The organism is Streptomyces sp. P9-2, from assembly GCF_051903975.1.
Lineage (GTDB): Bacteria > Actinomycetota > Actinomycetes > Streptomycetales > Streptomycetaceae > Streptomyces > Streptomyces cellulosae.
Genome location: NZ_CP192633.1, coordinates 5,729,357 through 5,749,235 on the forward strand (window position 1 = coordinate 5,729,357; position 19,879 = coordinate 5,749,235).

Annotated in this window: 22 protein-coding genes; 20 read left to right on the forward strand and 2 right to left on the reverse strand. The window is 73.8% G+C overall.

What is annotated here, in order from left to right; genetic code table 11:
- Positions 1-164 precede the first annotated feature (164 nt).
- The 6 genes from ACQY0Z_RS26000 (at position 165) to ACQY0Z_RS26025 (ending at position 7,878) form a co-directional block, all read left to right on the forward strand.
- Positions 165-998, forward strand: a complete 834-nt coding sequence (locus ACQY0Z_RS26000) for a M55 family metallopeptidase (RefSeq protein WP_439812904.1) — start codon at positions 165-167, stop codon at positions 996-998.
- Entirely contained in the window at positions 991-2,295 is a 1,305-nt protein-coding gene (locus ACQY0Z_RS26005) for a M20/M25/M40 family metallo-hydrolase (RefSeq protein WP_439812905.1), read from the forward strand. The genes ACQY0Z_RS26000 and ACQY0Z_RS26005 overlap by 8 nt, the downstream gene beginning before the upstream one ends.
- A 17-nt stretch (positions 2,296-2,312) precedes the next feature.
- Positions 2,313-4,265 (forward strand): LpqB family beta-propeller domain-containing protein, encoded by a 1,953-nt coding sequence (locus tag ACQY0Z_RS26010; RefSeq protein ID WP_254585786.1) that lies wholly within the window; start codon positions 2,313-2,315, stop codon positions 4,263-4,265.
- 14 nt (positions 4,266-4,279) lie between these two features.
- Positions 4,280-5,203, forward strand: a complete 924-nt coding sequence (locus ACQY0Z_RS26015; RefSeq protein ID WP_439813383.1) for a S66 peptidase family protein — start codon at positions 4,280-4,282, stop codon at positions 5,201-5,203.
- 84 nt (positions 5,204-5,287) lie between these two features.
- Positions 5,288-5,845 (forward strand): GNAT family N-acetyltransferase, encoded by a 558-nt coding sequence (locus tag ACQY0Z_RS26020; protein ID WP_189902844.1) that lies wholly within the window; start codon positions 5,288-5,290, stop codon positions 5,843-5,845.
- Between the two features lie 62 nt (positions 5,846-5,907).
- Positions 5,908-7,878, forward strand: a complete 1,971-nt coding sequence (locus ACQY0Z_RS26025) for a DUF5107 domain-containing protein (RefSeq protein ID WP_439812906.1) — start codon at positions 5,908-5,910, stop codon at positions 7,876-7,878.
- 7 nt (positions 7,879-7,885) lie between these two features.
- Here the strand turns inward: ACQY0Z_RS26025 and ACQY0Z_RS26030 are convergent, their stop codons facing one another.
- On the reverse strand, positions 7,886-8,236 hold the full coding sequence (locus ACQY0Z_RS26030) for a VOC family protein (protein WP_189902848.1): 351 nt from the start codon (positions 8,234-8,236) through the stop codon (positions 7,886-7,888).
- 121 nt (positions 8,237-8,357) lie between these two features.
- Between ACQY0Z_RS26030 and ACQY0Z_RS26035 the strand changes: the two genes are divergently transcribed.
- From ACQY0Z_RS26035 to ACQY0Z_RS26100, 14 genes are all read left to right on the forward strand, one after another.
- Positions 8,358-8,747, forward strand: coding sequence for a phage holin family protein (locus tag ACQY0Z_RS26035; RefSeq protein WP_189902851.1), 390 nt, complete (start codon positions 8,358-8,360; stop codon positions 8,745-8,747).
- 134 nt (positions 8,748-8,881) lie between these two features.
- Complete coding sequence (locus tag ACQY0Z_RS26040; RefSeq protein WP_189902852.1) at positions 8,882-10,318, forward strand: FAD-dependent oxidoreductase; 1,437 nt, start codon at positions 8,882-8,884, stop codon at positions 10,316-10,318.
- Positions 10,315-12,162 carry a transketolase gene (locus ACQY0Z_RS26045; protein ID WP_189902854.1) on the forward strand — a complete coding sequence of 616 codons (1,848 nt, stop codon included), beginning with the start codon at positions 10,315-10,317 and terminating at the stop codon, positions 12,160-12,162. The genes ACQY0Z_RS26040 and ACQY0Z_RS26045 overlap by 4 nt, the downstream gene beginning before the upstream one ends.
- A complete protein-coding gene (gene ligD / locus ACQY0Z_RS26050) occupies positions 12,159-13,085 on the forward strand; it encodes a non-homologous end-joining DNA ligase (protein WP_381730412.1) in 927 nt (308 codons plus the stop codon). Before ACQY0Z_RS26045 ends, ligD begins: the two co-directional genes overlap by 4 nt.
- A gap of 121 nt (positions 13,086-13,206) precedes the next feature.
- Positions 13,207-13,641, forward strand: coding sequence for a gas vesicle protein (locus ACQY0Z_RS26055; protein ID WP_439812907.1), 435 nt, complete (start codon positions 13,207-13,209; stop codon positions 13,639-13,641).
- Positions 13,642-13,722: 81 nt separating this feature from the next.
- Positions 13,723-14,142 (forward strand): gas vesicle structural protein GvpA, encoded by a 420-nt coding sequence (locus ACQY0Z_RS26060; RefSeq protein WP_026243353.1) that lies wholly within the window; start codon positions 13,723-13,725, stop codon positions 14,140-14,142.
- On the forward strand, positions 14,139-14,909 hold the full coding sequence (locus ACQY0Z_RS26065; protein WP_347224855.1) for a GvpL/GvpF family gas vesicle protein: 771 nt from the start codon (positions 14,139-14,141) through the stop codon (positions 14,907-14,909). Before ACQY0Z_RS26060 ends, ACQY0Z_RS26065 begins: the two co-directional genes overlap by 4 nt.
- Before the next feature lie 4 nt (positions 14,910-14,913).
- Entirely contained in the window at positions 14,914-15,180 is a 267-nt protein-coding gene (locus ACQY0Z_RS26070) for a gas vesicle protein GvpG (RefSeq protein WP_019521763.1), read from the forward strand.
- Positions 15,177-15,833, forward strand: a complete 657-nt coding sequence (locus tag ACQY0Z_RS26075) for a DNA primase (protein WP_189902862.1) — start codon at positions 15,177-15,179, stop codon at positions 15,831-15,833. The genes ACQY0Z_RS26070 and ACQY0Z_RS26075 overlap by 4 nt, the downstream gene beginning before the upstream one ends.
- Positions 15,830-17,086 (forward strand): SRPBCC family protein, encoded by a 1,257-nt coding sequence (locus ACQY0Z_RS26080; RefSeq protein ID WP_439812908.1) that lies wholly within the window; start codon positions 15,830-15,832, stop codon positions 17,084-17,086. Before ACQY0Z_RS26075 ends, ACQY0Z_RS26080 begins: the two co-directional genes overlap by 4 nt.
- A complete protein-coding gene (locus ACQY0Z_RS26085; RefSeq protein ID WP_019521760.1) occupies positions 17,083-17,418 on the forward strand; it encodes a gas vesicle protein in 336 nt (111 codons plus the stop codon). The genes ACQY0Z_RS26080 and ACQY0Z_RS26085 overlap by 4 nt, the downstream gene beginning before the upstream one ends.
- Complete coding sequence (locus ACQY0Z_RS26090) at positions 17,415-18,242, forward strand: GvpL/GvpF family gas vesicle protein (RefSeq protein ID WP_189902866.1); 828 nt, start codon at positions 17,415-17,417, stop codon at positions 18,240-18,242. Before ACQY0Z_RS26085 ends, ACQY0Z_RS26090 begins: the two co-directional genes overlap by 4 nt.
- Positions 18,239-18,427 carry a gas vesicle protein gene (locus ACQY0Z_RS26095; protein ID WP_006130875.1) on the forward strand — a complete coding sequence of 63 codons (189 nt, stop codon included), beginning with the start codon at positions 18,239-18,241 and terminating at the stop codon, positions 18,425-18,427. The genes ACQY0Z_RS26090 and ACQY0Z_RS26095 overlap by 4 nt, the downstream gene beginning before the upstream one ends.
- Positions 18,424-18,858, forward strand: a complete 435-nt coding sequence (locus tag ACQY0Z_RS26100) for a gas vesicle protein K (RefSeq protein WP_439812909.1) — start codon at positions 18,424-18,426, stop codon at positions 18,856-18,858. The genes ACQY0Z_RS26095 and ACQY0Z_RS26100 overlap by 4 nt, the downstream gene beginning before the upstream one ends.
- A gap of 26 nt (positions 18,859-18,884) precedes the next feature.
- On the opposite strand, the gene ACQY0Z_RS26105 is transcribed toward ACQY0Z_RS26100, so the two are convergent.
- Positions 18,885-19,724, reverse strand: a complete 840-nt coding sequence (locus tag ACQY0Z_RS26105; RefSeq protein WP_381727784.1) for a methyltransferase domain-containing protein — start codon at positions 19,722-19,724, stop codon at positions 18,885-18,887.
- Between the last annotated feature and the right edge of the window lie 155 nt (positions 19,725-19,879).

Here is a 19,879-nt window from a genome sequence, read left to right on the forward strand (position 1 = left end):
GTGCTCCGTGGCGGGCGCTCGTCCCGTTCACCGTAGGTCCGGACGGGCATCCGCGCAGGTCGGGCGGTGCGGGCCGGGGTGCGCGGAGAGCGTCAGTGGTCTGGACCGGTGAGAGTTATCCACAGGGTGGCCGGAGCGATGCGTGACGACGTAGCGTGTGCGCCATGAAGATCCTCATCAGCGCCGACATGGAGGGCGCCACCGGTGTCACCTGGCCGGCCGACGTCCTGCCGGGGACGCCCCAGTGGGAGCGGTGCCGGTCGATGTTCACCTCCGACGTGGACGCCGCCGTGCGCGGCTTCTTCGACGGCGGCGCCGACGAGGTGCTGATCAACGAGGCCCACTGGACCATGCGCAATCTACTGCTCGAGCGGCTCGACGAGCGCGCCGAGATGCTCACCGGCCGGCACAAGGCGCTGTCCATGGTGGAGGGCGTGCAGCGCGGCGACGTCGACGGCATCGCCTTCGTCGGCTACCACGCGGGCGCCGGCATGGAGGGCGTCCTCGCGCACACCTTCCTCGCCAACTCCATCACGGGTGTCTGGCTCAACGACGTGCGCGCCAGCGAGGGCCTGCTCAACGCCCATGTGGCCGCCGAGTACGGAGTCCCGGTGATCCTCGTCACCGGCGACGACGTGGCCTGCGAGGACGCCCTGGGGTACGCGCCCGAGGCGCTGAAGGTCGCCGTGAAGGACCACGTGTCGCGGTACGCCGCCGTGTGCCGCACGCCGTCCCGGACGGCCGCGGACATCCGGGCGGCGGCCAAGGAGGCCGCCGCGCTCGCGGTGCGCCGGGAGCCGGTCAGCGGCGGTCCCTTCACCGTGGCGGTGGAGTTCGACGCCGAGCACCTGGCCGGCGCCGTCACCGTCGTCCCGGGCGTGACCCGGAGCGGCGAGCGCAAGGTGATCTACACCAGCGAGACCATGTACGACGCAATCCGCACCTTCAAGGCGGTCACCACGATCGCCTCGGCCGCGGTGGAGGAGCAGTATGGCTGACCAGCTCGCCCTGGACGAGGTCGTGACCTTCACGTCCGACCTCATCAGGATCGACACGACGAACCGGGGCGGGGGCGACTGCCAGGAGCGTCCCGCCGCCGAGTACGCGGCGGCGCGGCTCGCCGAGGCCGGCCTGGAGCCGGTCATGCTGGAGCGCACCCGGGGCCGGACCAACGTCGTGGCGCGGCTGGAGGGCACCGACCCGTCGGCCGACGCGCTGCTGCTCCACGGCCACCTGGACGTCGTCCCGGCCGAGCCCGCCGACTGGAGCGTGCACCCCTTCTCCGGGGAGATCCGCGACTGTGTGGTCTGGGGACGCGGCGCCGTCGACATGAAGAACATGGACGCGATGATCCTGTCCGTGGTGCGCTCCTGGGCCCGCGAGGGCGTCCGGCCGCGCCGGGACGTCGTCATCGCGTTCACCGCCGACGAGGAGGCCAGCGCCGCGGACGGCGCCGGGTTCCTCGCGGACCGGCACGCGCACCTCTTCGAGGGCTGCACCGAGGGCGTCAGCGAGTCCGGCGCGTACACCTTCCACGACGGGCAGGGCCGGGAGTTCTACCCGATCGGGGCCGGCGAGCGCGGCACCGGCTGGATGAGGCTCACCGCCCGCGGCCGCGCCGGACACGGCTCCAAGGTCAACCGGGAGAACGCGGTCACCCGCCTCGCCGCCGCCGTCACCCGCATCGGCGAGCACGAGTGGCCGCTGCGGCTCACCCCGACGGTGCGCGCCGCGCTGACCGAGATCGCCGCCGTGTACGGCGTCGACGCCGACCTGTCCGACGTGGACGCGCTCCTGCAGAAGCTCGGCGGGGCGGCCAAGCTGGTCGAGGCCACCGTCCGCAACAGCAGCAACCCGACGATGCTCGACGCCGGCTACAAGGTCAACGTGATCCCGGGCGAGGCCGTGGCGCACGTCGACGGGCGGTTCCTGCCGGACACCGAGGACGAGTTCCGGGCCACCATGGACCGGCTCACCGGGCCCGACGTCGACTGGGAGTTCGCCCACCGTGAGATCGCCCTCCAGGCGCCGGTGGACTCCCCGACGTTCGCCGCGATGCGGGAGGCCGTGCAGGCGTTCGCGCCCGAGGCGCACACCGTGCCGTACTGCATGTCCGGCGGCACGGACGCCAAGCAGTTCGCCCGGCTCGGCATCACCGGGTACGGCTTCGCGCCGCTGAAGCTGCCCGAGGGCTTCGACTACCAGGCCCTCTTCCACGGCGTGGACGAGCGCGTGCCGGTCGAGGCGCTCCAGTTCGGTGTCCAGGTGCTCGACCGGTTCCTGCGGTCGGCCTGAAACGAGTGGGGGAGACAGTGCAGACCCTGGCGTACGGCGAGTGGCCCTCGCCCGTCGACGCGGCCACGGCCGCGGCCCACGACGGCAGCCCCGAGTACGTGGGCTTCGTCGGCGACGAGGTGTGGTGGACCGAGCCCCGGCCCGCCGAGGCGGGCCGGCGCACCCTGGTGCGGCGGCACGCGGACGGCACCGAGGAGTCGGTCCTGCCCGCGCCGTGGAACGTCCGCAGCCGCGTCATCGAGTACGGCGGCCACCCGTGGGCGGGCGCCGTGCGCGACGGCGAGCCGCTGGTGGTGTTCGCGCACTTCCCCGACCAGCGTCTCTACCGCTGGGAGCCGGGCGCCGAGCCGGTCCCGCTCACGCCGGTGTCGCCGGTCGGCCTGGGGCTGCGCTGGGCCGAGCCCGTCGTGCTGCCGGAGCGCGGCGAGGTGTGGTGCGTCCTGGAGGAGTTCACCGGCGACGGCCCGAGCGACGTGCGCCGGGTGCTCGCCGCCGTCCCCCTCGACGGGTCCGCCGCGGAGGACCGGGGCGCGGTGCGCGAGCTGACCGGGGAGAAGCACCGGTTCGTCACCGGACCGCGGCTGTCGCCCGACGGGACGCGCGCCGCCTGGATCGGCTGGGACCACCCCCGCATGCCCTGGGACGGCACCGAGCTGATCGTCGCCGACGTCGCCGCGGACGGCACCCTGAGCGGCGCCCGCACCGTGGCCGGCGGGCCCGAGGAGTCCGTCCCGCAGGCCGACTGGACCCACGACAACCGCCTGCTGTACGCCAGCGACCGCACCGGCTGGTGGAATCTCTACCGGGACGGCGAGCCCGTCTGTTCGCGCCCTGAGGAGTTCGCCGGGCCGCTGTGGAAGCTGGGCCAGCGCTGGTTCGCCCCGCTGGACGGCGGGCTGATCGCCGTCCTGCACGGCAAGGGCGCCCTGCGGCTAGGCGTGCTCGACCCGGAGACCTGCGAGGTCGTCGACGCCGCGGGACCCTGGAGCGAGTTCGGCCCCACCGTCGCCGCGCTCGGCGAGCGGGTCGTCGGCGTGGGCGCGAGCCCGCAGAGCTCCTACGAGGTCGTGGAGCTGGACACCCGCACCGGCAGGGCCCGCGTGATCGGCGCCGCCCACAGCGACGCCGTGGACCCCGCCCACTACCCCGAGCCCGAGGTCCGCACGTTCACCGGACCCGACGGCCGGGAGATCCACGCCCAGGTGTACCCGCCGCGCAACCCCGACAGCGCCGGGCCGGCCGGCGAGCTGCCCCCGTACGTGATCTGGGCGCACGGCGGCCCCACCGGCCGCTTCCCGCTGGTGCTCGACCTGGAGATCGCCTACTTCACCTCACGCGGCATCGGCGTCGCCGAGGTCAACTACGGCGGCTCCACCGGCTACGGCCGGGAGTACCGCAACCGGCTGCGCGGACAGTGGGGCGTGGTCGACGTCGAGGACTGCGCCGCCGTAGCGCGGGCCCTCGCCGAGGAGGGCGTCGCCGACCCGCGGCGGCTCGCCGTCCGCGGCGGAAGCGCCGGAGGCTGGACCACCGCCGCCTCCCTCACCACCACCGACGTCTACGCCTGCGGCACGGTCATCTACCCGGTGCTCGACCTCACCGGCTGGGGCACCGGCGAGACGCACGACTTCGAGTCGCAGTACCTGGAGACGCTGATCGGACCGCGCGCCGAGGTGCCCGAGCGGTACGAGGAACGCTCGCCCGTCACCCACGCCGACCGGCTCAGCGCGCCCTTCCTGCTGCTCCAGGGCCTGGACGACGTGATCTGCCCGCCCGTTCAGTGCGAGCGGTTCCTCGCCCGGCTGGCCGGCCGGGGCGTCCCGCACGCCTACCTCACCTTCGAGGGCGAGGGCCACGGCTTCCGTCGCGCGGAGACCATGGTGCGCGCCCTGGAGGCCGAGCTGTCCCTGTACGCGCAGGTGTTCGGGCTGAAGACGCCCGGCATCCCGGCCCTGGAGCTGACGCCGTGACCACGCCGACCCCGCTGACGCCGCTGCGGCGGCCGCCCCGCCTCGCCCCCGGCGCCCGGGTGGCCGTGGTCGCTCCCAGCGGGCCCATCCCCGAGGAGCGGCTCGCCGCCGGGCTCGACGTGCTGCGCGGCTGGGGCCTCGACCCCGTCGCCGCCCCGCACGTCCTCGGCCGGCACACGGAGTTGAGCTACCTCGCGGCCGCCGACGCCGACCGGGCCGCCGATCTGCAGAACGCCTGGTGCGACCCGGCCGTCGACGCGGTGATCTGCGCACGCGGCGGCTACGGCGCCCAGCGCATGGTCGACGCCCTCGACTGGGAGGCGATGCGGGCGGCGGGGCCGAAGGTGTTCGTCGGGTTCAGCGACATCACCACGCTGCACGAGGCGTTCGCGGTGCGGCTCGGCCTCGTCACCCTGCACGGGCCGATGGCCGCGGGCGCCGACTTCGTCAAGAGCGCGCGTGCCCAGGAGCACCTGCGGGCCACCCTGTTCGACCCCGATTCGATGCGCACGATCCGCTCCGACGGCACCGCGCTGGTCCCGGGACGCGCCCGCGGCGTGACCCTCGGCGGCTGCCTCTCCCTGATCGCCGGCGGCATCGGCACCCCGCACACCCGCGACTCCGCGCGCGGCGGACTGCTGTGCCTGGAGGACGTGGGGGAGGAGACCTACCGCCTCGACCGCTACCTCACCCAGCTGCTGCGCGCCGAGATGCTCGACGGCGTCGCCGGGCTGCTGCTGGGCTCCTGGGCGGAGTGCGACCCGTACGACACGGTGCGCACCCTGCTCATGGACCGGCTGGGCGGGCTCGGGGTGCCGGTGGCCGAGCAGTTCGGGTTCGGGCACTGCGACGACGCGCTGACGCTGCCGTTCGGCGTCGCGGCCGAACTGGACGCGGACGCGGGGACGCTGACGCTGGACGAACCGGCGCTGAGCTGAACGCGGCGGGACCGGGCCGAAGGCGGGCCCGAGGGCGTGCGCCGTCCGGTGTGCGCCCTCGGGCCGGCGTCGTAGGGTGACAGGGTGCCGCACACCGCTTCCCGTTACCTCACCGAAGGCCGCCGCGTGGGCCTGCGCCACTTCACCTACGACGACGCCGCGGAGTTCACCGCGCGGGCCCGGGAGAGCAAGGACCTGCACCACCCCTGGCTGTTCCCGCCGGACACCCCGGCCGCCTACGCCGCCTACGCGCAGCGGCTGATCGAGGACCCCGCCAAGGCGGGGTTCCTGGTCTGCGAGAAGGAGGCGGACGGCGCCCTCGCCGGCTTCGTCAACATCAACAACATCGTCGAGGGCGGCTTCCTCTGCGGCGCCCTCGGCTACGGCGCCTTCGCCCACGCCGCCGGACGCGGACTGATGCGCGAGGCCCTGGACCTCGTCGTGCGGTACGCGTTCGGGCCGATGCGGCTGCACCGGCTGGAGATCAACGTGCAGCCCGGCAACGCCGCCTCCATCGCCCTCGCCCGCGCCTGCGGCTTCCGCAAGGAGGGCTTCTCCCCGAAGATGCTCTACATCGACGGCGCCTGGCGCGACCACGAACGCTGGGCGCTCACCGCCGAGATGCCGACCGGGGACGACTGACCGCGCACCGCGCGAAAACCGCTCGTCACGGCCTCTGTTCAGGCGCGCCTCCGGCGGCTTCCATGGAGATCGTGACGACGATCCGACATGAGGTACTCACACTGCCGGCCGCGCGCCTCGGCCCCGACAACCCGCTGCCCGCCCTGCGCCCCCTCGACGAGATGCACCGCATCGAGGACCGCGACAAGAAGGACCTGCCGCGCGACATGGCCCGGCAGATCGGCTACGCACCGCTGCACAGCCTGCTGCCGGTCCGCGTCCGCGACGGCTACGACCGGGACCGGGCGCCCCGGTCCCTCGACGCCCTCGTCCTCGAGAACGACCGGCTGCGCGCCACCGTCCTGCCCGGCCTCGGCGGCCGGATCGCCTCCCTCGTCCACAAGCCCACCGGCCGCGAACTGCTCTATGCGAACCCGGTGTTCCAGCCCGCCAACTTCGCGCTCAACGGCGCCTGGTTCTCCGGCGGCATCGAGTGGAACATCGGCGCGACCGGCCACACCACCCTGTCCTGCTCGCCCGTGCACGCGGCCCGCGTCCCCGCCCCGGACGGCGGGGAGATGCTGCGCCTGTGGGAGTGGGAGCGGCTGCGCGACCTGCCCTTCCAGGTCGACCTGTGGCTGCCGGACGGCTCCGACTTCCTCTACGTCGGCGCGCGGATCCGCAACCCGCACGAGCGTCAGGTGCCGACGTACTGGTGGTCCAACATCGCCGTCCCCGAGGACTGCCGTGTCCTCGCCCCCGCCGAGGAGGCCTACCACTTCGGCTACGAGCAGCGCCTGAGCCGCGTCCCCGTCCCCGCGTACGACGGCGTCGACCGCACCTACCCGCCCAACAGCACGTACGCCGCCGACTACTTCTACGAGGTCCCCGAGGCGCGCCGCCGCTGGATCGCCGCGCTGGACGGCGACGGCCGCGGGCTCGTGCAGACCTCCACCGACACCCTGCGCGGCCGCAAGCTGTTCGTGTGGGGACGAGGGCCCGGCGGGCGGAGCTGGCAGCAGTGGCTCACCGAGCCCGGCACCGACGGCTACTGCGAGATCCAGGCGGGGCTCGCCCGCACCCAGCTGGAGCACGTCCGCCTGGAACCGGAGAGCGAGGTGTCCTGGCTGGAGGCGTACGGGCCCTTCGAGGCGCGGCGCGACGGGGAGTGGGGCGCCGTCCTCGACGAGGCGGAGGCCCGTCTTGAGGACGTGCTGCCGCGCGCGGACGTCGACGCGGCGTACACGGCCTGGCTGCCGTACGCCGACACCGACCCCGGCGAGCGGCTGGCCGCCGGGTCCGGGTGGGGCGCGCTCGAAGTGCTGCGCGCCGGACGGAAGCTGCCGGGCACGCCCTTCGACGGGAGCACCCTCGGGGAGGAGCAGGAGCCCTGGCTGCACCTGCTGCGCGCCGGGTCCTTCCCCGAGCCGCCGGACAGCCGGCCGCCCGGCGGGACGCTGGTGGCCCGGCACTGGCGGGACATGCTGGAGACGGCGCCCGCGACCGGACTCACCGAGTACCACCTGGGCGTCGCCCAGTGGCACGGCGGCGACCGGGCGCAGGCCGTGCGGAGCTGGGAGCGGGGGCTGGCGCAGGACGGCCCGTCCTGGTCCGTGCTGCGCTGTCTCGCCGTCGCCGACCGGGAGGAACGCCACCCGGAGCGCGCCGCCGACCGCTACGCGCTGGCCTTCGACGACCTGTGCCGCGAGGCCGGGGAGGCCGGCGGGGACACGGCGGGGGAGTGGGCCGCCGCCCTGGCCGCCCTCGGGCGGGAGGCGATCGAGGCGCTGCTCGCGGTGGGGCGCACGGCGGACGCCCGGGCGGTGTGGGAGCGGCTGGACCCCGGCACCCGGGCCCGCGGACGCTTCCGGCTGACCGAGGCGGGTCTGCTGCTCGCGGAGGGCCGGAACGAGGAGGCCCGCGCCGTGTTCGACGCGGGCTTCGAGGTCGCCGACCTGCGTGAGGGCGACGAGGTGATCGGGCGGCTGTGGGCACGGCTCACGGACGAACCGCTGCCGGAGCGGTACGACTTCCGGATGAGGCCCACGCCGTGACGTGACGTCAGGCGCCGCGGCGGTCCGCGTACTCGTAGACCGCCCCGTCCGGGTGGCGTGCGATCAGGTTGCGGCCGACGGGGGTGGGCAGCGGTCCGGCGAGGACGGCCGCGCCCATCTCCTCCAGCACCTGACGGGTCTCGTCGACGTCCTTGACCGCGAGGGTCGCGGCGACCTTGCGCAGCACGTCCAGTTCGGCCTCCGGACCGCTCATCAGCAGGAAGCAGCCCACCGCGGCGACCTGGACGCCCTCCCGTTCGAAGCGGAGGGCGGTTCCGCCCGCCAGCCGCTCGTAGAAGGGGATGGCGGTCTCGATGTCGTCGACGCAGACGCGCAGTGTGGCACCCAGAATCTCCATGCGTCCGAGCCTAGTTGGACGCCCTGGCCGGCGGGCGGGGCGCTGCCGATCTCCACACCACTCCCTCCCGCCGTACGCGCGGGGCGAGTTACCGGGCCCCGGGCACGGGTACCCGTGCGCCATGCAGCGCTTGGAACACATGCAGCACCTCGACAAGCACCTGGTGGACGAACTGGCCCAGGTGGCCCGGGAGTCCGTACGCGCCGAACTGCGGGAGCAGACGCGGGGGCAGCGCCGTAAGGCGGCGTTGTACGGCGGCTCGGGCGCCGCCGCGCTGTACGCGGGCGCGGCGCTCGCCCTGGCGGTGGGCCTCGCCCTGGACCTGGCCCTGCCGGGCTGGGCAGCGGCGCTCGTCACGGCGGTGATCCTGGCGGCAACGGCGGTCGCCCTGCGAGCGGCGGCCCGCCCGGCACCGCCCGCCCCGGTATCCGGAACCGGCTCCGCCCCCGTGCCCCCGGTGCCGTCCACTCCGCCGACGGTCGGCACCGACCACGCCCCGGGCAACGGCTGAGGCCGGGGCGCCACGGCGCGCGGCGGCAGCGGGAGGGCGCGGCCGCCGAGGCAAACCCCGCCCCGGTGTTTGGCGGCCCCGCACAGGGGGACGCGGAAGTCTCCCGACGTACGCGACCGCGCCGGAGGCGAACCGTGAGTCGACCCCGCATTGTGATCGTCGGTGCCGGCTTCGCCGGGTACCGCACGGCCCAGATCCTGTCCCGTACGGCCAGGGGCCGGGCCGAGATCGTCCTGCTCAACCCGACCGACTACTTCCTGTACCTGCCGCTGCTGCCCCAGGTCGCGGCCGGGATCCTCGAGCCGCGCCGGGTCACCGTGTCCCTTGCCGGGACGCTGCCGCACGTCCGGCTGGTGCTGGGCGAGGCCGGCCGGATCGACCTCGACGCCCGCCAGGTGCACTACACCGGCCCCGAGGGCGAGGACGGCACCCTGTCCTACGACCGGCTGGTGCTCGCCGCCGGCAGCGTCAACAAGCTGTTGCCCATCCCGGGCGTCGCCGAGCACGCGCACGGCTTCCGCGGCCTGCCCGAGGCGCTGTACCTGCGCGACCACGTCACCCGCCAGGTGGAGCTGGCCGCCGCCACGGACGACCCGGAGCGCTGCTCCTCGCGGTGCACCTTCGTCGTCGTGGGCGCCGGCTACACCGGCACCGAGGTCGCCGCGCACGGCCAGCTCTTCACCGACGCGCAGGTGGCGAAGCAGCCGCTGCGCACCGGCCTGCGCCCGCGCTGGATCCTCCTCGACATCGCCGACCGGGTCCTGCCCGAGCTCAGCGAACGGCTCTCCCGCACCGCCGACACGGTGCTGCGGGAGCGGGGCGTGGACGTGCGGATGGGCACCTCCGTGAAGGAGGCCACCTCCGACGGGGTGCTGCTCACCGACGGGGAGTTCGTCGGGACCCGCACGCTCGTGTGGTGCGTGGGCGTACGCCCCGACCCCCTCGTCCAGTCCCTGGAACTGCCCATGGAACGCGGCCGGCTGCTGGTCGACCCGCACCTCCAGGTGCCGGGCCACCCCGAGGTCTTCGCCTGCGGTGACGCGGCCGCCGTGCCCGACCTGGAGAACCCCGGCTCGTACACCCCGATGACCGCCCAGCACGCCTGGCGGCAGGGCAAGGTCTGCGCGCACAACATCGCCGCGTCCTTCGGCGACGGCGAGCGGCGGGCGTACCGCCACAAGGACCTGGGGTTCGTGGTGGACCTCGGCGGCGCCAAGGCCGCCGCCAACCCGCTCGGCGTCAACCTCTCCGGGGTGGTGGCCGGCGCGGTGACCCGCGGCTACCACCTCGCCGCGATGCCGGGCAACCGGGTGCGGGTGGCCGCCGACTGGCTGCTGGACGCCGTACTGCCGCGCCAGGCCGTCCAGTTGGGCCTCGTGCGGTCCTGGTCCGTGCCGCTGGACACCGCGTCCCCCGAGGTCGCGCGCGTGCCGGGAGGGCCCCGGGAGGAGCAGGCGTCCGGCCCGGCGAAAACCGACGTCACCCCGCCGCCCGACCAGCCGGAGCCCGGCCCGGACGTGGCCCCCGGCCCCGTCCGGCGTACCGACCGACCCGACGAAGGAGACGCATGAACACCGGTGAACTCGCCGAACTCGGACAGCAGTTGCGGGTGGACAGTGTCCGGGCGGCGGCCGCCGCCGGCTCCGGGCACCCCACGTCGTCGATGTCCGCGGCCGACCTCGTGGCCGTCCTCTTCGCCCGCCGTCTGCGCTACGACTTCGACCGCCCCGACCACCCCGCCAACGACCGCTTCGTCCTCTCCAAGGGCCACGCCTCCCCGCTGATGTACGCCACCTACAAGGCGGCCGGCGTCATCGGCGACGAGGAGCTGCTCACCTTCCGCGAGAACGGCAGCCGCCTCGAGGGCCACCCCACACCCCGCAAGCTCCCCTGGGTGGAGACCGCCACCGGCTCCCTCGGCCAGGGCCTGCCCGTCGGCGTCGGCATCGCGCTCGCCGGGAAGCGGCTGGACCATACCGACTACCGGGTGTGGGTGCTGTGCGGCGACAGCGAAATGGCCGAGGGCTCGGTGTGGGAGGCGGCCGAGCAGGCCGCGTACGAGAACCTCGACAACCTCACCGCGATCGTGGACGTCAACCGGCTCGGCCAGCGCGGCCCCACCCGGCACGGCCACGACCTGGACGCCTACGCCCGCCGCTTCCAGGCGTTCGGCTGGCACACCGTCGAGGTGGACGGGCACGACGTGGACGCGGTGGACCGCGCCTACGGCGAGGCGCTGTCCACCCGGGGCCAGCCGACCGCGATCCTCGCCCGCACCCTCAAGGGCAAGGGCGTGGAGTCCGTGCAGGACCGGGAGGGGCTGCACGGCAAACCGCTGCCGGAGGCCGAGGACGCGATCGCCGAACTGGGCGGCCCCCGCGACCTGCGCATCACCGTCCACGCGCCGCCCGCCGGAGGCGAGGCCCCCGCCCGGCGGATCACCACGCCCGAGCTGCCCCGCTGGGAGCGCGGCGAGGACGTCGCCACCCGTGACGCCTTCGGCCAGGCGCTGGCCGCCCTCGGCGCCGCGCGCGACGACGTCGTCGCCCTGGACGGCGAGGTCGGCGACTCCACCCGCCTGGAGTACTTCGCCAAGGAACACCCCGAGCGCTACGTCGAGTGCTACATCGCCGAGCAGCAGATGGTCGCCGACGCCGTCGGGGTCGCCGCGCGCGGCCGGCTGCCGTTCGCGTGCACCTTCGCGGCCTTCCTGACCCGCGCCCACGACTTCGTCCGCATGGCGGCGATCAGCGGCTCCGGGCTCAACCTGGTCGGGTCCCACGCGGGCGTCGCCATCGGCCAGGACGGACCCAGCCAGATGGGCCTGGAGGACCTGGCGATGATGCGGGCGGTGCACGGCTCCACCGTGCTGTACCCGTGCGACGCCAACCAGACCGCCCGCCTGGTCGCCGCCATGGCCGGCCTGGAGGGCATCCGCTATCTGCGCACCTCGCGCGGCGAGAGCCCGGTGATCTACGGCCCCGACGAGGAGTTCCCCGTCGGCGGCAGCAAGGTGCTGCGCTCGTCCGGGCAGGACCGGCTCACCCTGGTCGCCGCGGGCGTCACCGTGCAGGAGGCGCTGGCGGCCGCCGACGCCCTCGCGGACGAGGGCATCGCCGTACGGGTCGTGGACCTGTACTCGGTGAAGCCCGTCGACGTGGAGACGCTGCGCACCGCCGCCGAGGAGACCGGCTGTCTGATGACGGTCGAGGACCACCACCCCGAGGGCGGGCTCGGTGACGCGGTCGCCGAGGCGTTCGGCGACGGGCGTCCCGTGCCGCGGCTGGTGCGGCTCGCCGTGCGGAACATGCCGGGCTCGGCCACGCCCGAGGAGCAGCTGCACGCCTCCGGGATCGACGCCGCGTCGATCGCCGCGGCCGGCAGGCTGCTGGTGGGGGAGGCGATCGTGTCGTGAGCGACGGCGGCTCGCGCACCGTACGGGCCGGCCGCCGGCGGGTGGAGATCCACCGCCCGGACAAGGTGCTCTTCCCGGGCGGCGACGGCGTCCGGGAGTACACCAAGGGCGACCTCGTCGACTACCACCGGGCGGTCGCCCGGCACATGCTGCCGCACCTGCGGGGCCGGCCGCTGATGCTGGACCGGCGGCCCGACGGCATCGACGGCCCGGCCTTCATGCAGAAGAACACCCCCGACAGCTACCCCGGCTGGATCACCCGGGTGGAGGTCGGCAAGGAGGGCGGCACCGTCACGCACACCGTGTGCGACGACACCGCCACGCTCCTGTACCTGGTCGACCAGGCGAGCATCACGCTGCACCGCTGGCTCTCCCGCGCCGACGACGTCGACCGCCCGGACCGGCTGGTCTTCGACCTCGACCCGTCAGGCGACGACTTCGAGGAGGTGCGGAAGGCCGCCCGGCTGCTGGGGGAGCTGCTGGACGAACTCGCCCTGCCGTCCGTCCTGATGACCACCGGCTCGCGGGGCCTGCACGTGGTCGTGCCGCTCGACGGCGGCCAGGACTTCGACACGGTACGGGAGTTCGCCCGCGAGGTCGCCGACACGCTGGCCGACGCCCACCCGGACCGGCTCACCACCGCGGCCCGCAAGAAGGACCGCGGCGACCGGCTCTATCTCGACGTGCAGCGCAACGCCTACGCCCAGACCGCGGTCGCCCCCTGGACGGTCCGCGCCCTGCCGGGAGCGCCCGTCGCCGCCCCGGTCACCTGGGAGCAGCTCGACGACCCGGAGCTGCACGGGGGCCGCTGGACGGTCGAGAACGCCCTGGAGCAGGCCGAGGCGAAACCGTGGGCCGGGCTGTCCGGCAAGGGCCGCTCCCTCGCCCCGGCCCGTCGCAGGCTCGCCGCGCTGCGCGGCTGACCCTCCGGACCCGTCGCCCCGTACCCCCGTCCGACCAGGAGCGACAGCCGGACAGGGCGAACGGGTGAGTCCCTGGAGGTTTGGCGAACACGCTTGCGGCCACACGGAGGGGGAGGTGGCCATGTCGAACACGAAAAACACCGAAGAGTCACAAGATTCACAGGAATCTCCCGACTCCCGTGAGGAGCGGGACTCCCAGGAGACCCGGACCTCACGCACACCCCGTAAACGCACCGCCCCCCGCAGGCGGCCCGAGGACGACGGCGGGACGACCGGGAGCACCACGGCACGGAAGAAACCGAAGCCCATGGAGGTGCTGCGCCAGGCGCGCGAGCAGCTGGCGGAGCTCACCGGCATGGAGGCCGAGTCCGTGTCGTCCTTCGAGCAGACCTCGGAGGGCTGGGCGCTCGAGGTCGAGGTCCTCGAGCTGGAGCGGGTGCCCGACACGATGAGCCTGATGGCGAGCTACCAGGTGGAACTGGACCCCGACGGGGACCTCACCGGGTACCGGAGGATCCGCCGCTACGAACGCGGACGCGCCGACGGGCGCAAGTAGGGCGGCCGGCAGGCCGCACGGCAGCACAGCAAGCACATCCCTGCATCCCCACATCCCCGACACCAAGGAGGAATGGCCGGCATGACAGTCGTACCGGCACAGCAGTCCGGCGGCGGAGGCGGCAGCAGCGGCCTCTACGACGTGCTTGAGCTTGTCCTGGACAGGGGGCTCGTCATCGACGCATTCGTGCGCGTGTCCCTGGTCGGCATCGAGATTCTCAAGATCGACGTCCGTGTCGTCGTCGCGAGCGTCGACACCTACCTCCGTTTCGCGGAGGCGTGCAACCGGCTGGACCTCGAGTCCGGCCCCAAGAAGAGCCCGGGCCTGCCCGAGATCGTCGGCGAGGTGACCGAGTCCGGCGCCCGCGGCAAGTCCAAGGGAGCCCTCTCCGGCGCCGCCGAGACCATCTCGGACGCCTTCAAGCAGGGCCGCGAGGGCGAGACCGAGTCGCGCCCCCGGGCCCGTAAGACCACCTCGCGACGCAAGGAGGAGCAGGAGTGAGCACGTACGTCTACGGCATCACCGCCGCCTCGCACCCCTCCCTGCCCGAGGGCATGGGCGGCGTCGGCGACCCGGCGCGCCCGCTGCGGGTGCTGACCCAGGGGGAGCTGGCGGCCGTCGTCAGCGACGCCCCCGAGGGTCTGCGCCCCAAGCGGCGTGAGCTGCTCGCCCACCAGAACGTGCTCAGCGAGGTCGGCGCGGGCGGCTGTGTCCTGCCCATGCGGTTCGGCAGCGTCGCCCCCGACGACGACACCGTCACCTCCGTCCTCGCCGAGCGCGCCGACCACTACCTGGAGCGGCTGCGCGCCCTCGACGGCCGCGTCGAGTACAACGTCAAGGCCAACCACGTGGAGGACGCCGTCCTCCATCACGTGATGGCCCTCAACCCGGAGATCCGCGCCCTCGCGGAGTCCAACCGGCAGTCCGGCGGCGGCAGTTACGACGACAAGATCCGCCTCGGCGAGATGGTCGCCGAAGCCGTCAAGGCCCGGGAGGCCGAGGACGGCGCCACGCTGGAGAACGCGCTGCGCGGCATCGCCGACGCCGAGAGCGTGGGCCCCGAGTCCACCGGCTGGCTCGCCAACGTCTCGTACCTGGTGAAGCGCTCGACGGCGGAGGACTTCCTGGCCGCCGTGGAGAAGGCCCGCGCGGACATGCCCCACCTGGAGATTCGACTGAACGGCCCGCTGCCCCCGTACAGCTTCGTCGAGCCCGGCCCCGCCGAGCCGGCGGGCACCACGGTCGCGGCGGACAGCGGAGCGGAGTGACGACATGGGCCTGATCTCGGAAGTGCTCCTGCTGCCGCTCGCCCCGGCGCGTGGTGGCGCCTGGGCGATCCGGCAGGTCCTGCAGGAAGCGGAACGCATCTACTACGACCCCGCGACCATCCGGGCCGAACTGGCCCGGCTGGAGGAACAGCTGGAGGCCGGGGAGATCACCGAAGAGGAGTTCGACGAACAGGAGGACGCCCTCCTGGACCGGTTGGAGATCGCGACGCGCACGGGCGCGGGTCAAGGGGACGGGACGGCACAACGATGAATCGAACGGGACTGGGCCTCGCCATAGGGGCCGGATATCTCCTCGGACGGACCAAGAAGCTGAAGATGGCCCTGGCCGTCGGCGGGATGGTCGCGGGCAAGAAGCTCAACCTGAGCCCGCGGGCCGTCGCCGACCTGGTGGGGCAGCAGCTGCGCGACAACCCGCAGTTCAAGGAGCTGGGCGATCAGCTCCGCGGTGATCTGCGGGGCGCCGGCAAGGCGGCCTCCGGCGCTCTCGTCGAGCGGCAGCTCGGCGCGCTCGCCGACCGGCTGCACGGCCGCACCGCCGAGGTGCGCGGCCGGCTGACCGGCGGCGGCGAGGACCGGGACGCGGAGGCGGAGGACACCGGTGAGGAGCCGTACGACTCCTCCGACGAGGAGACGGACGGCCACGAGCCGGACGATGCCGCCGGCGACCGGGACGACGGCGGGCGCGACGGCGGGCCGGACGCCGGGCGGACGGCGAAGAAGGCCGCCAAGAAGGCCCCGGCCGGGAAGGGCCCCGCGGCGAAGAAGGCCGCACCGGCCAAGCGCGCCGCCGGCGGCCCGGCACCCGCGAAGAAGGCGGCCGCCGCCAGGAAGACGGCCGCGAAGAAGACGGCCGCCTCGCGCGGCGCCCGCCCCCGCCCCTCGAAGGGAGACGGTGAGTCATGACCGAGACCGTCGGGCGGGCCACGTCCGCCGCACGTGACGGCGCGGACGGCGCCATCAACCCGCTGTCCGAACTCGCCCACAGCGAGGCCGCCGACCGGCTCAAGGCCGAGGTGCAGGACTACCTCGCCGCCCAGGCCACCCGGCTGCTGACCGGCGTCGGCCAGAAGCTGGGCGAGACCACCGGCAAGCTCAACGACATCGCGGAGGGCAACAGCCCCGGCTTCGCCAAGCTCGCCACCGACGGCGGCAAGAAGCTCGCCGAGGGCAAGGGCCCGCTGCGCACCGCCGTGGAGCTCGGCGCCGGCCGCGCCAAGGACAACGTCAAGGGCGCCCTGAAGAACCTCGGCGGCGGCAAGGGCAAGCGCAAGAAGTCCTCCGGCAACAAGCCGACCGTCATCATCGAGCACATCGACGTCGGGGTGCCGCTGCGCACCGCGTACGACCAGTGGACGCAGTACCAGGACTTCAGCACCTTCGCCAAGGGCGTGAAGAGCGCCAACAAGGCCGACGACACCACGTCGGACTGGCAGGCGAAGATCTGGTGGTCCAGCCGCAGCTGGAAGGCCACGACCACCGAGCAGGTGCCCGACGACCGGATCGCCTGGACCTCGGAGGGCGCCAAGGGCACCACGAAGGGCGTCGTCTCCTTCCACAAGCTCGCCGACAACCTCACGCGGGTCCTGCTGGTCATCGAGTACTACCCCTCGGGCTTCTTCGAGAAGACCGGCAACATCTGGCGCGCCCAGGGCCGCCGGACCCGGCTCGACCTGAAGAACTTCGCCCGCTTCATCACCATCAAGGGCGAGGCCGAGGACAGCTGGCGCGGCGAGATCCGCGAGGGCGAGGTCGTCCGCAGTCACGAGGACGCCTTGGCCGAGGAGGAGGAGCAGCAGGAAGGCTCCGAGGACGCCGAGGGCTCCGCGGACGAGGAGCACGACGAGGAGGCCGAGGAGAACGGCGCTCCCGAGGACACGTACGACGAGTCCGACGAGGACGACGAGTACGAGGACGACGAGGCCGCCGGGCCCGAGGACGCGCACGAGGACGAGACCGGCGGCGCCGAGCCCGACGACCCGTACGAGGACGAGGACGAGGAGGCCGCCGGGGACGACGAGGACGACGACGAGGAGTACGAGGAGGGCGTCCCGCCGGAGGAGGAGTACGAGGACGAGGACGCGGACGAGGAGTACGAGGACGACGAGCCGGCCGGTGAGGCCGCTGCTGAGGAACCCGAGGGCCGGAGCCGCCGATGACCACCCCCAGCCGACTCCCCGACCCGTACGGCCAGGGCGGCGGCGCCAATCTCGCCGACATCCTGGAAAGGGTGCTCGACAAGGGCGTGGTGATCGCGGGCGACATCAAGATCAACCTGCTCGACATCGAGCTGCTCACCATCAAGCTGCGCCTCGTCGTCGCCTCCGTGGACAAGGCCAAGGAGATGGGGATCGACTGGTGGGAGTCCGACCCGGCGCTGTCCTCACGCGCCCGGCGTGACGAACTGGCCCGTGAGAACGCCGAGCTGCGCGAGCGTCTGGCCCGGCTCGAGGAGCTGGAGCCGCGCCGCGCCGAGGAGGAGGCCCCGTGACGGGACTGCGCTACGTCTACGCGGTCTGCCGCCCCTTCGGCACACCGCTCCAGGCCCAGCTGACGGGGGTGGGGGGCGACCCGCCCCGGCTGGTGCCGCACCACGACCTGGTGGCCGTGGTCAGCCATGTGCCCGAGGCGGACTTCGCGGAGGAGCCGCTGCGGGCACATCTGGAGGACCTGGACTGGCTGACCGCGGTCGCGCGGGCCCACCAGGGGGTGATCGACGCGCTCACCACCGTCACCACCCCGCTGCCGCTGCGGCTCGGCACCGTCTTCCGCGACGACAGCGGCGTACGGTCGATGATCGAGGCGCGCGAGGAGAACTTCCTGCGCCGGCTGGACCGGCTGGAGGGCCGCGTCGAGTGGGGCGTCAAGGTGTTCCTGGAGTCCGAGCCGGAGCAGACCCCCGAGCAGGCAGCGCCGCAGCCCGCGGCGATGTCCGGACGGGACTATCTGCGCCGCCGCCGGGAGCAGACGCGGTCGAGGGAGGAGCAGTGGCAGCGCGCCGAGACCTTCGCGACCGGGCTGCACCGCACCCTGACCGGTTTCGCCGAGGACTCCCGGCTGCACGCGCCGCAGAACCCCACCCTGTCCGGCCACAGCGGACGCAACGTGCTCAACGCCGCCTATCTGGTGCCGCGCGGCGAGTCGGAGGCGTTCGTGGAGCAGGTGGAGCGGACGAAGGACGACTCCCCGGGGCTGCGGGTGGAGCTCACCGGGCCGTGGGCGGCCTACTCGTTCGCCGGCGAGGAGACCTCCGGCGAGGAGACCGCGGGCGGGAAGACCGCGGGCGGGAAGACCGCAGGGGAGGGGACCGCGTGACCGTCGTCGAACGGCGTGAGATCGCCCTGGTGGACCTGCTCGACCGGCTGCTGGCCGGCGGCGTGGTGATCACGGGCGACATCACGCTGCGCATCGCCGACGTGGACCTGGTCCGCATCGACCTCAACGCGCTGATCAGCTCCGTGAACCAGAACGTCCCCTCGCCCTTCGAGGAGTCCCCGTGACCGACGAACCGCGCCCCCGCGCACCCGAGGCGGCGCCGGACCCCGTCACGGTGACCGACGCCGACCTCTGCGAGGGCCGCTCGCCCCTGGACCCCGAGGCGTCCTTCGACGCGCGTCCGGAGCCGGCCGACCGCCCCGCCGAACCGCGCCCCAAGCCCCGCCGGCGCCTCGACCTGGAGCCGGACACGGTCGAGCGCGACCTGGTGAAGCTGGTGCTGACCGTGGTGGAACTGCTCCGCCAGCTCATGGAGCGCCAGGCGGTGCGCCGCTTCGACGAGGGCGACCTCACCGAGGAGCAGGAGGAGCGGGTCGGACTGACCCTCATGCTGCTCGAGGACCGCATGGCCGAACTGCGCAACCGCTACGGGCTGCGCCCCGAGGACCTCAACCTCGACCTGGGCCCGCTGGGGCCGCTGCTGCCCCGGGACTGAGCTCCCGGGACCCTTCATGAACGTCGTCAGGCGTCCCGGGCGTCCCGGGCGTCCACGCGGCAGAGGATCTCGCCGTGCAGCACGGCGAACCAGCCGTCCTCCCGGGCGCCCCACTCCCGCCACGCGGCCGCCACGGCCTGCAGCTCGGCGGGGGTGGTGTGCCCGCCCTCCACGGCCCGCTCCGCGTACGCCGACGCCACCGTGCGGTCCGCCCACAGCCCGCTCCACCAGGCGCGTTCCTCCGCCGTGGAGTAGGTCCAGGTGCCCGACGTCGCGGTGACGTCACCGAACCCGGCCTCCAGGGCCCACGCCTTCAGCCGCCGCCCCGCGTCCGGTTCGCCCCCGTTGGCCCGCGCCACGCGCCGGTACAGGTCCAGCCAGACGTCGAGGCCCTCCACCGACGGGTACCAGGTCATCGCCGCGTAGTCCGCGTCCCGGACGGCGACGTACCCGCCCGGCCTCGTCACCCGCCGCATCTCGCGGAGCGCGGCCACCGGGTCGCCCACATGCTGGAGCACCTGGTGGGCGTGGACCACGTCGAAGGTGTCGTCGGGGAAGCCCAGCGCGTGCACGTCCCCCGTCACGAAGTCCGTGTTCCTCAGCCCGCGCTCCTCGGCCACCGCGCGCGCCCGCTCCAGGATGCCCGGCTCCCGGTCGAGACCCGTGACATGGCCGCCGGGCACCAGGGCGGCCAGGTCGGCGGTGACGGTGCCGGGCCCGCAGCCGACGTCCAGGACCCGCATGGACGGCCTCAGCGCCCCGAGGAGATACGCGGCCGAGTTCTCCGCGGTGCGCCAGGTGTGCGACCGCAGCACCGACTCGTGGTGCCCGTGCGTGTAGACGGCGGTCTCCCGTGCGTGCGGCATGGCGGGGCCACCCCTTTCAACTCGTCGTGAGGACGCCCACGTTACGCGCGACGGCCGGATTATGAGATACAGGTTTCACATGATGGGACGCCCGCCGGGAAGCGAGGGCGCCGGAAAACCCGTTTGCCAGGCGTTCCGCGCGACCCGCAGAATCG

Bases quoted from the DNA above. Each gene is read 5' to 3' on its own strand.
- ACQY0Z_RS26030 (WP_189902848.1), bottom strand. From the start codon at position 8,236: ATGGAGATTCTGGGTGCCACACTGCGCGTCTGCGTCGACGACATCGAG.
- ACQY0Z_RS26005 (WP_439812905.1), top strand. From the start codon at position 991: ATGGCTGACCAGCTCGCCCTGGACGAGGTCGTGACCTTCACGTCCGAC.
- ACQY0Z_RS26000 (WP_439812904.1), top strand. From the start codon at position 165: ATGAAGATCCTCATCAGCGCCGACATGGAGGGCGCCACCGGTGTCACC.
- ACQY0Z_RS26025 (WP_439812906.1), top strand. From the start codon at position 5,908: ATGGAGATCGTGACGACGATCCGACATGAGGTACTCACACTGCCGGCC.
- ACQY0Z_RS26060 (WP_026243353.1), top strand. From the start codon at position 13,723: ATGACAGTCGTACCGGCACAGCAGTCCGGCGGCGGAGGCGGCAGCAGC.
- ACQY0Z_RS26105 (WP_381727784.1), bottom strand. From the start codon at position 19,724: ATGCCGCACGCACGGGAGACCGCCGTCTACACGCACGGGCACCACGAG.
- ACQY0Z_RS26085 (WP_019521760.1), top strand. From the start codon at position 17,083: ATGACCACCCCCAGCCGACTCCCCGACCCGTACGGCCAGGGCGGCGGC.
- ACQY0Z_RS26070 (WP_019521763.1), top strand. From the start codon at position 14,914: ATGGGCCTGATCTCGGAAGTGCTCCTGCTGCCGCTCGCCCCGGCGCGT.
- ACQY0Z_RS26075 (WP_189902862.1), top strand. From the start codon at position 15,177: ATGAATCGAACGGGACTGGGCCTCGCCATAGGGGCCGGATATCTCCTC.
- ACQY0Z_RS26045 (WP_189902854.1), top strand. From the start codon at position 10,315: ATGAACACCGGTGAACTCGCCGAACTCGGACAGCAGTTGCGGGTGGAC.
- ACQY0Z_RS26055 (WP_439812907.1), top strand. From the start codon at position 13,207: ATGTCGAACACGAAAAACACCGAAGAGTCACAAGATTCACAGGAATCT.
- ACQY0Z_RS26035 (WP_189902851.1), top strand. From the start codon at position 8,358: ATGCAGCGCTTGGAACACATGCAGCACCTCGACAAGCACCTGGTGGAC.
- ACQY0Z_RS26080 (WP_439812908.1), top strand. From the start codon at position 15,830: ATGACCGAGACCGTCGGGCGGGCCACGTCCGCCGCACGTGACGGCGCG.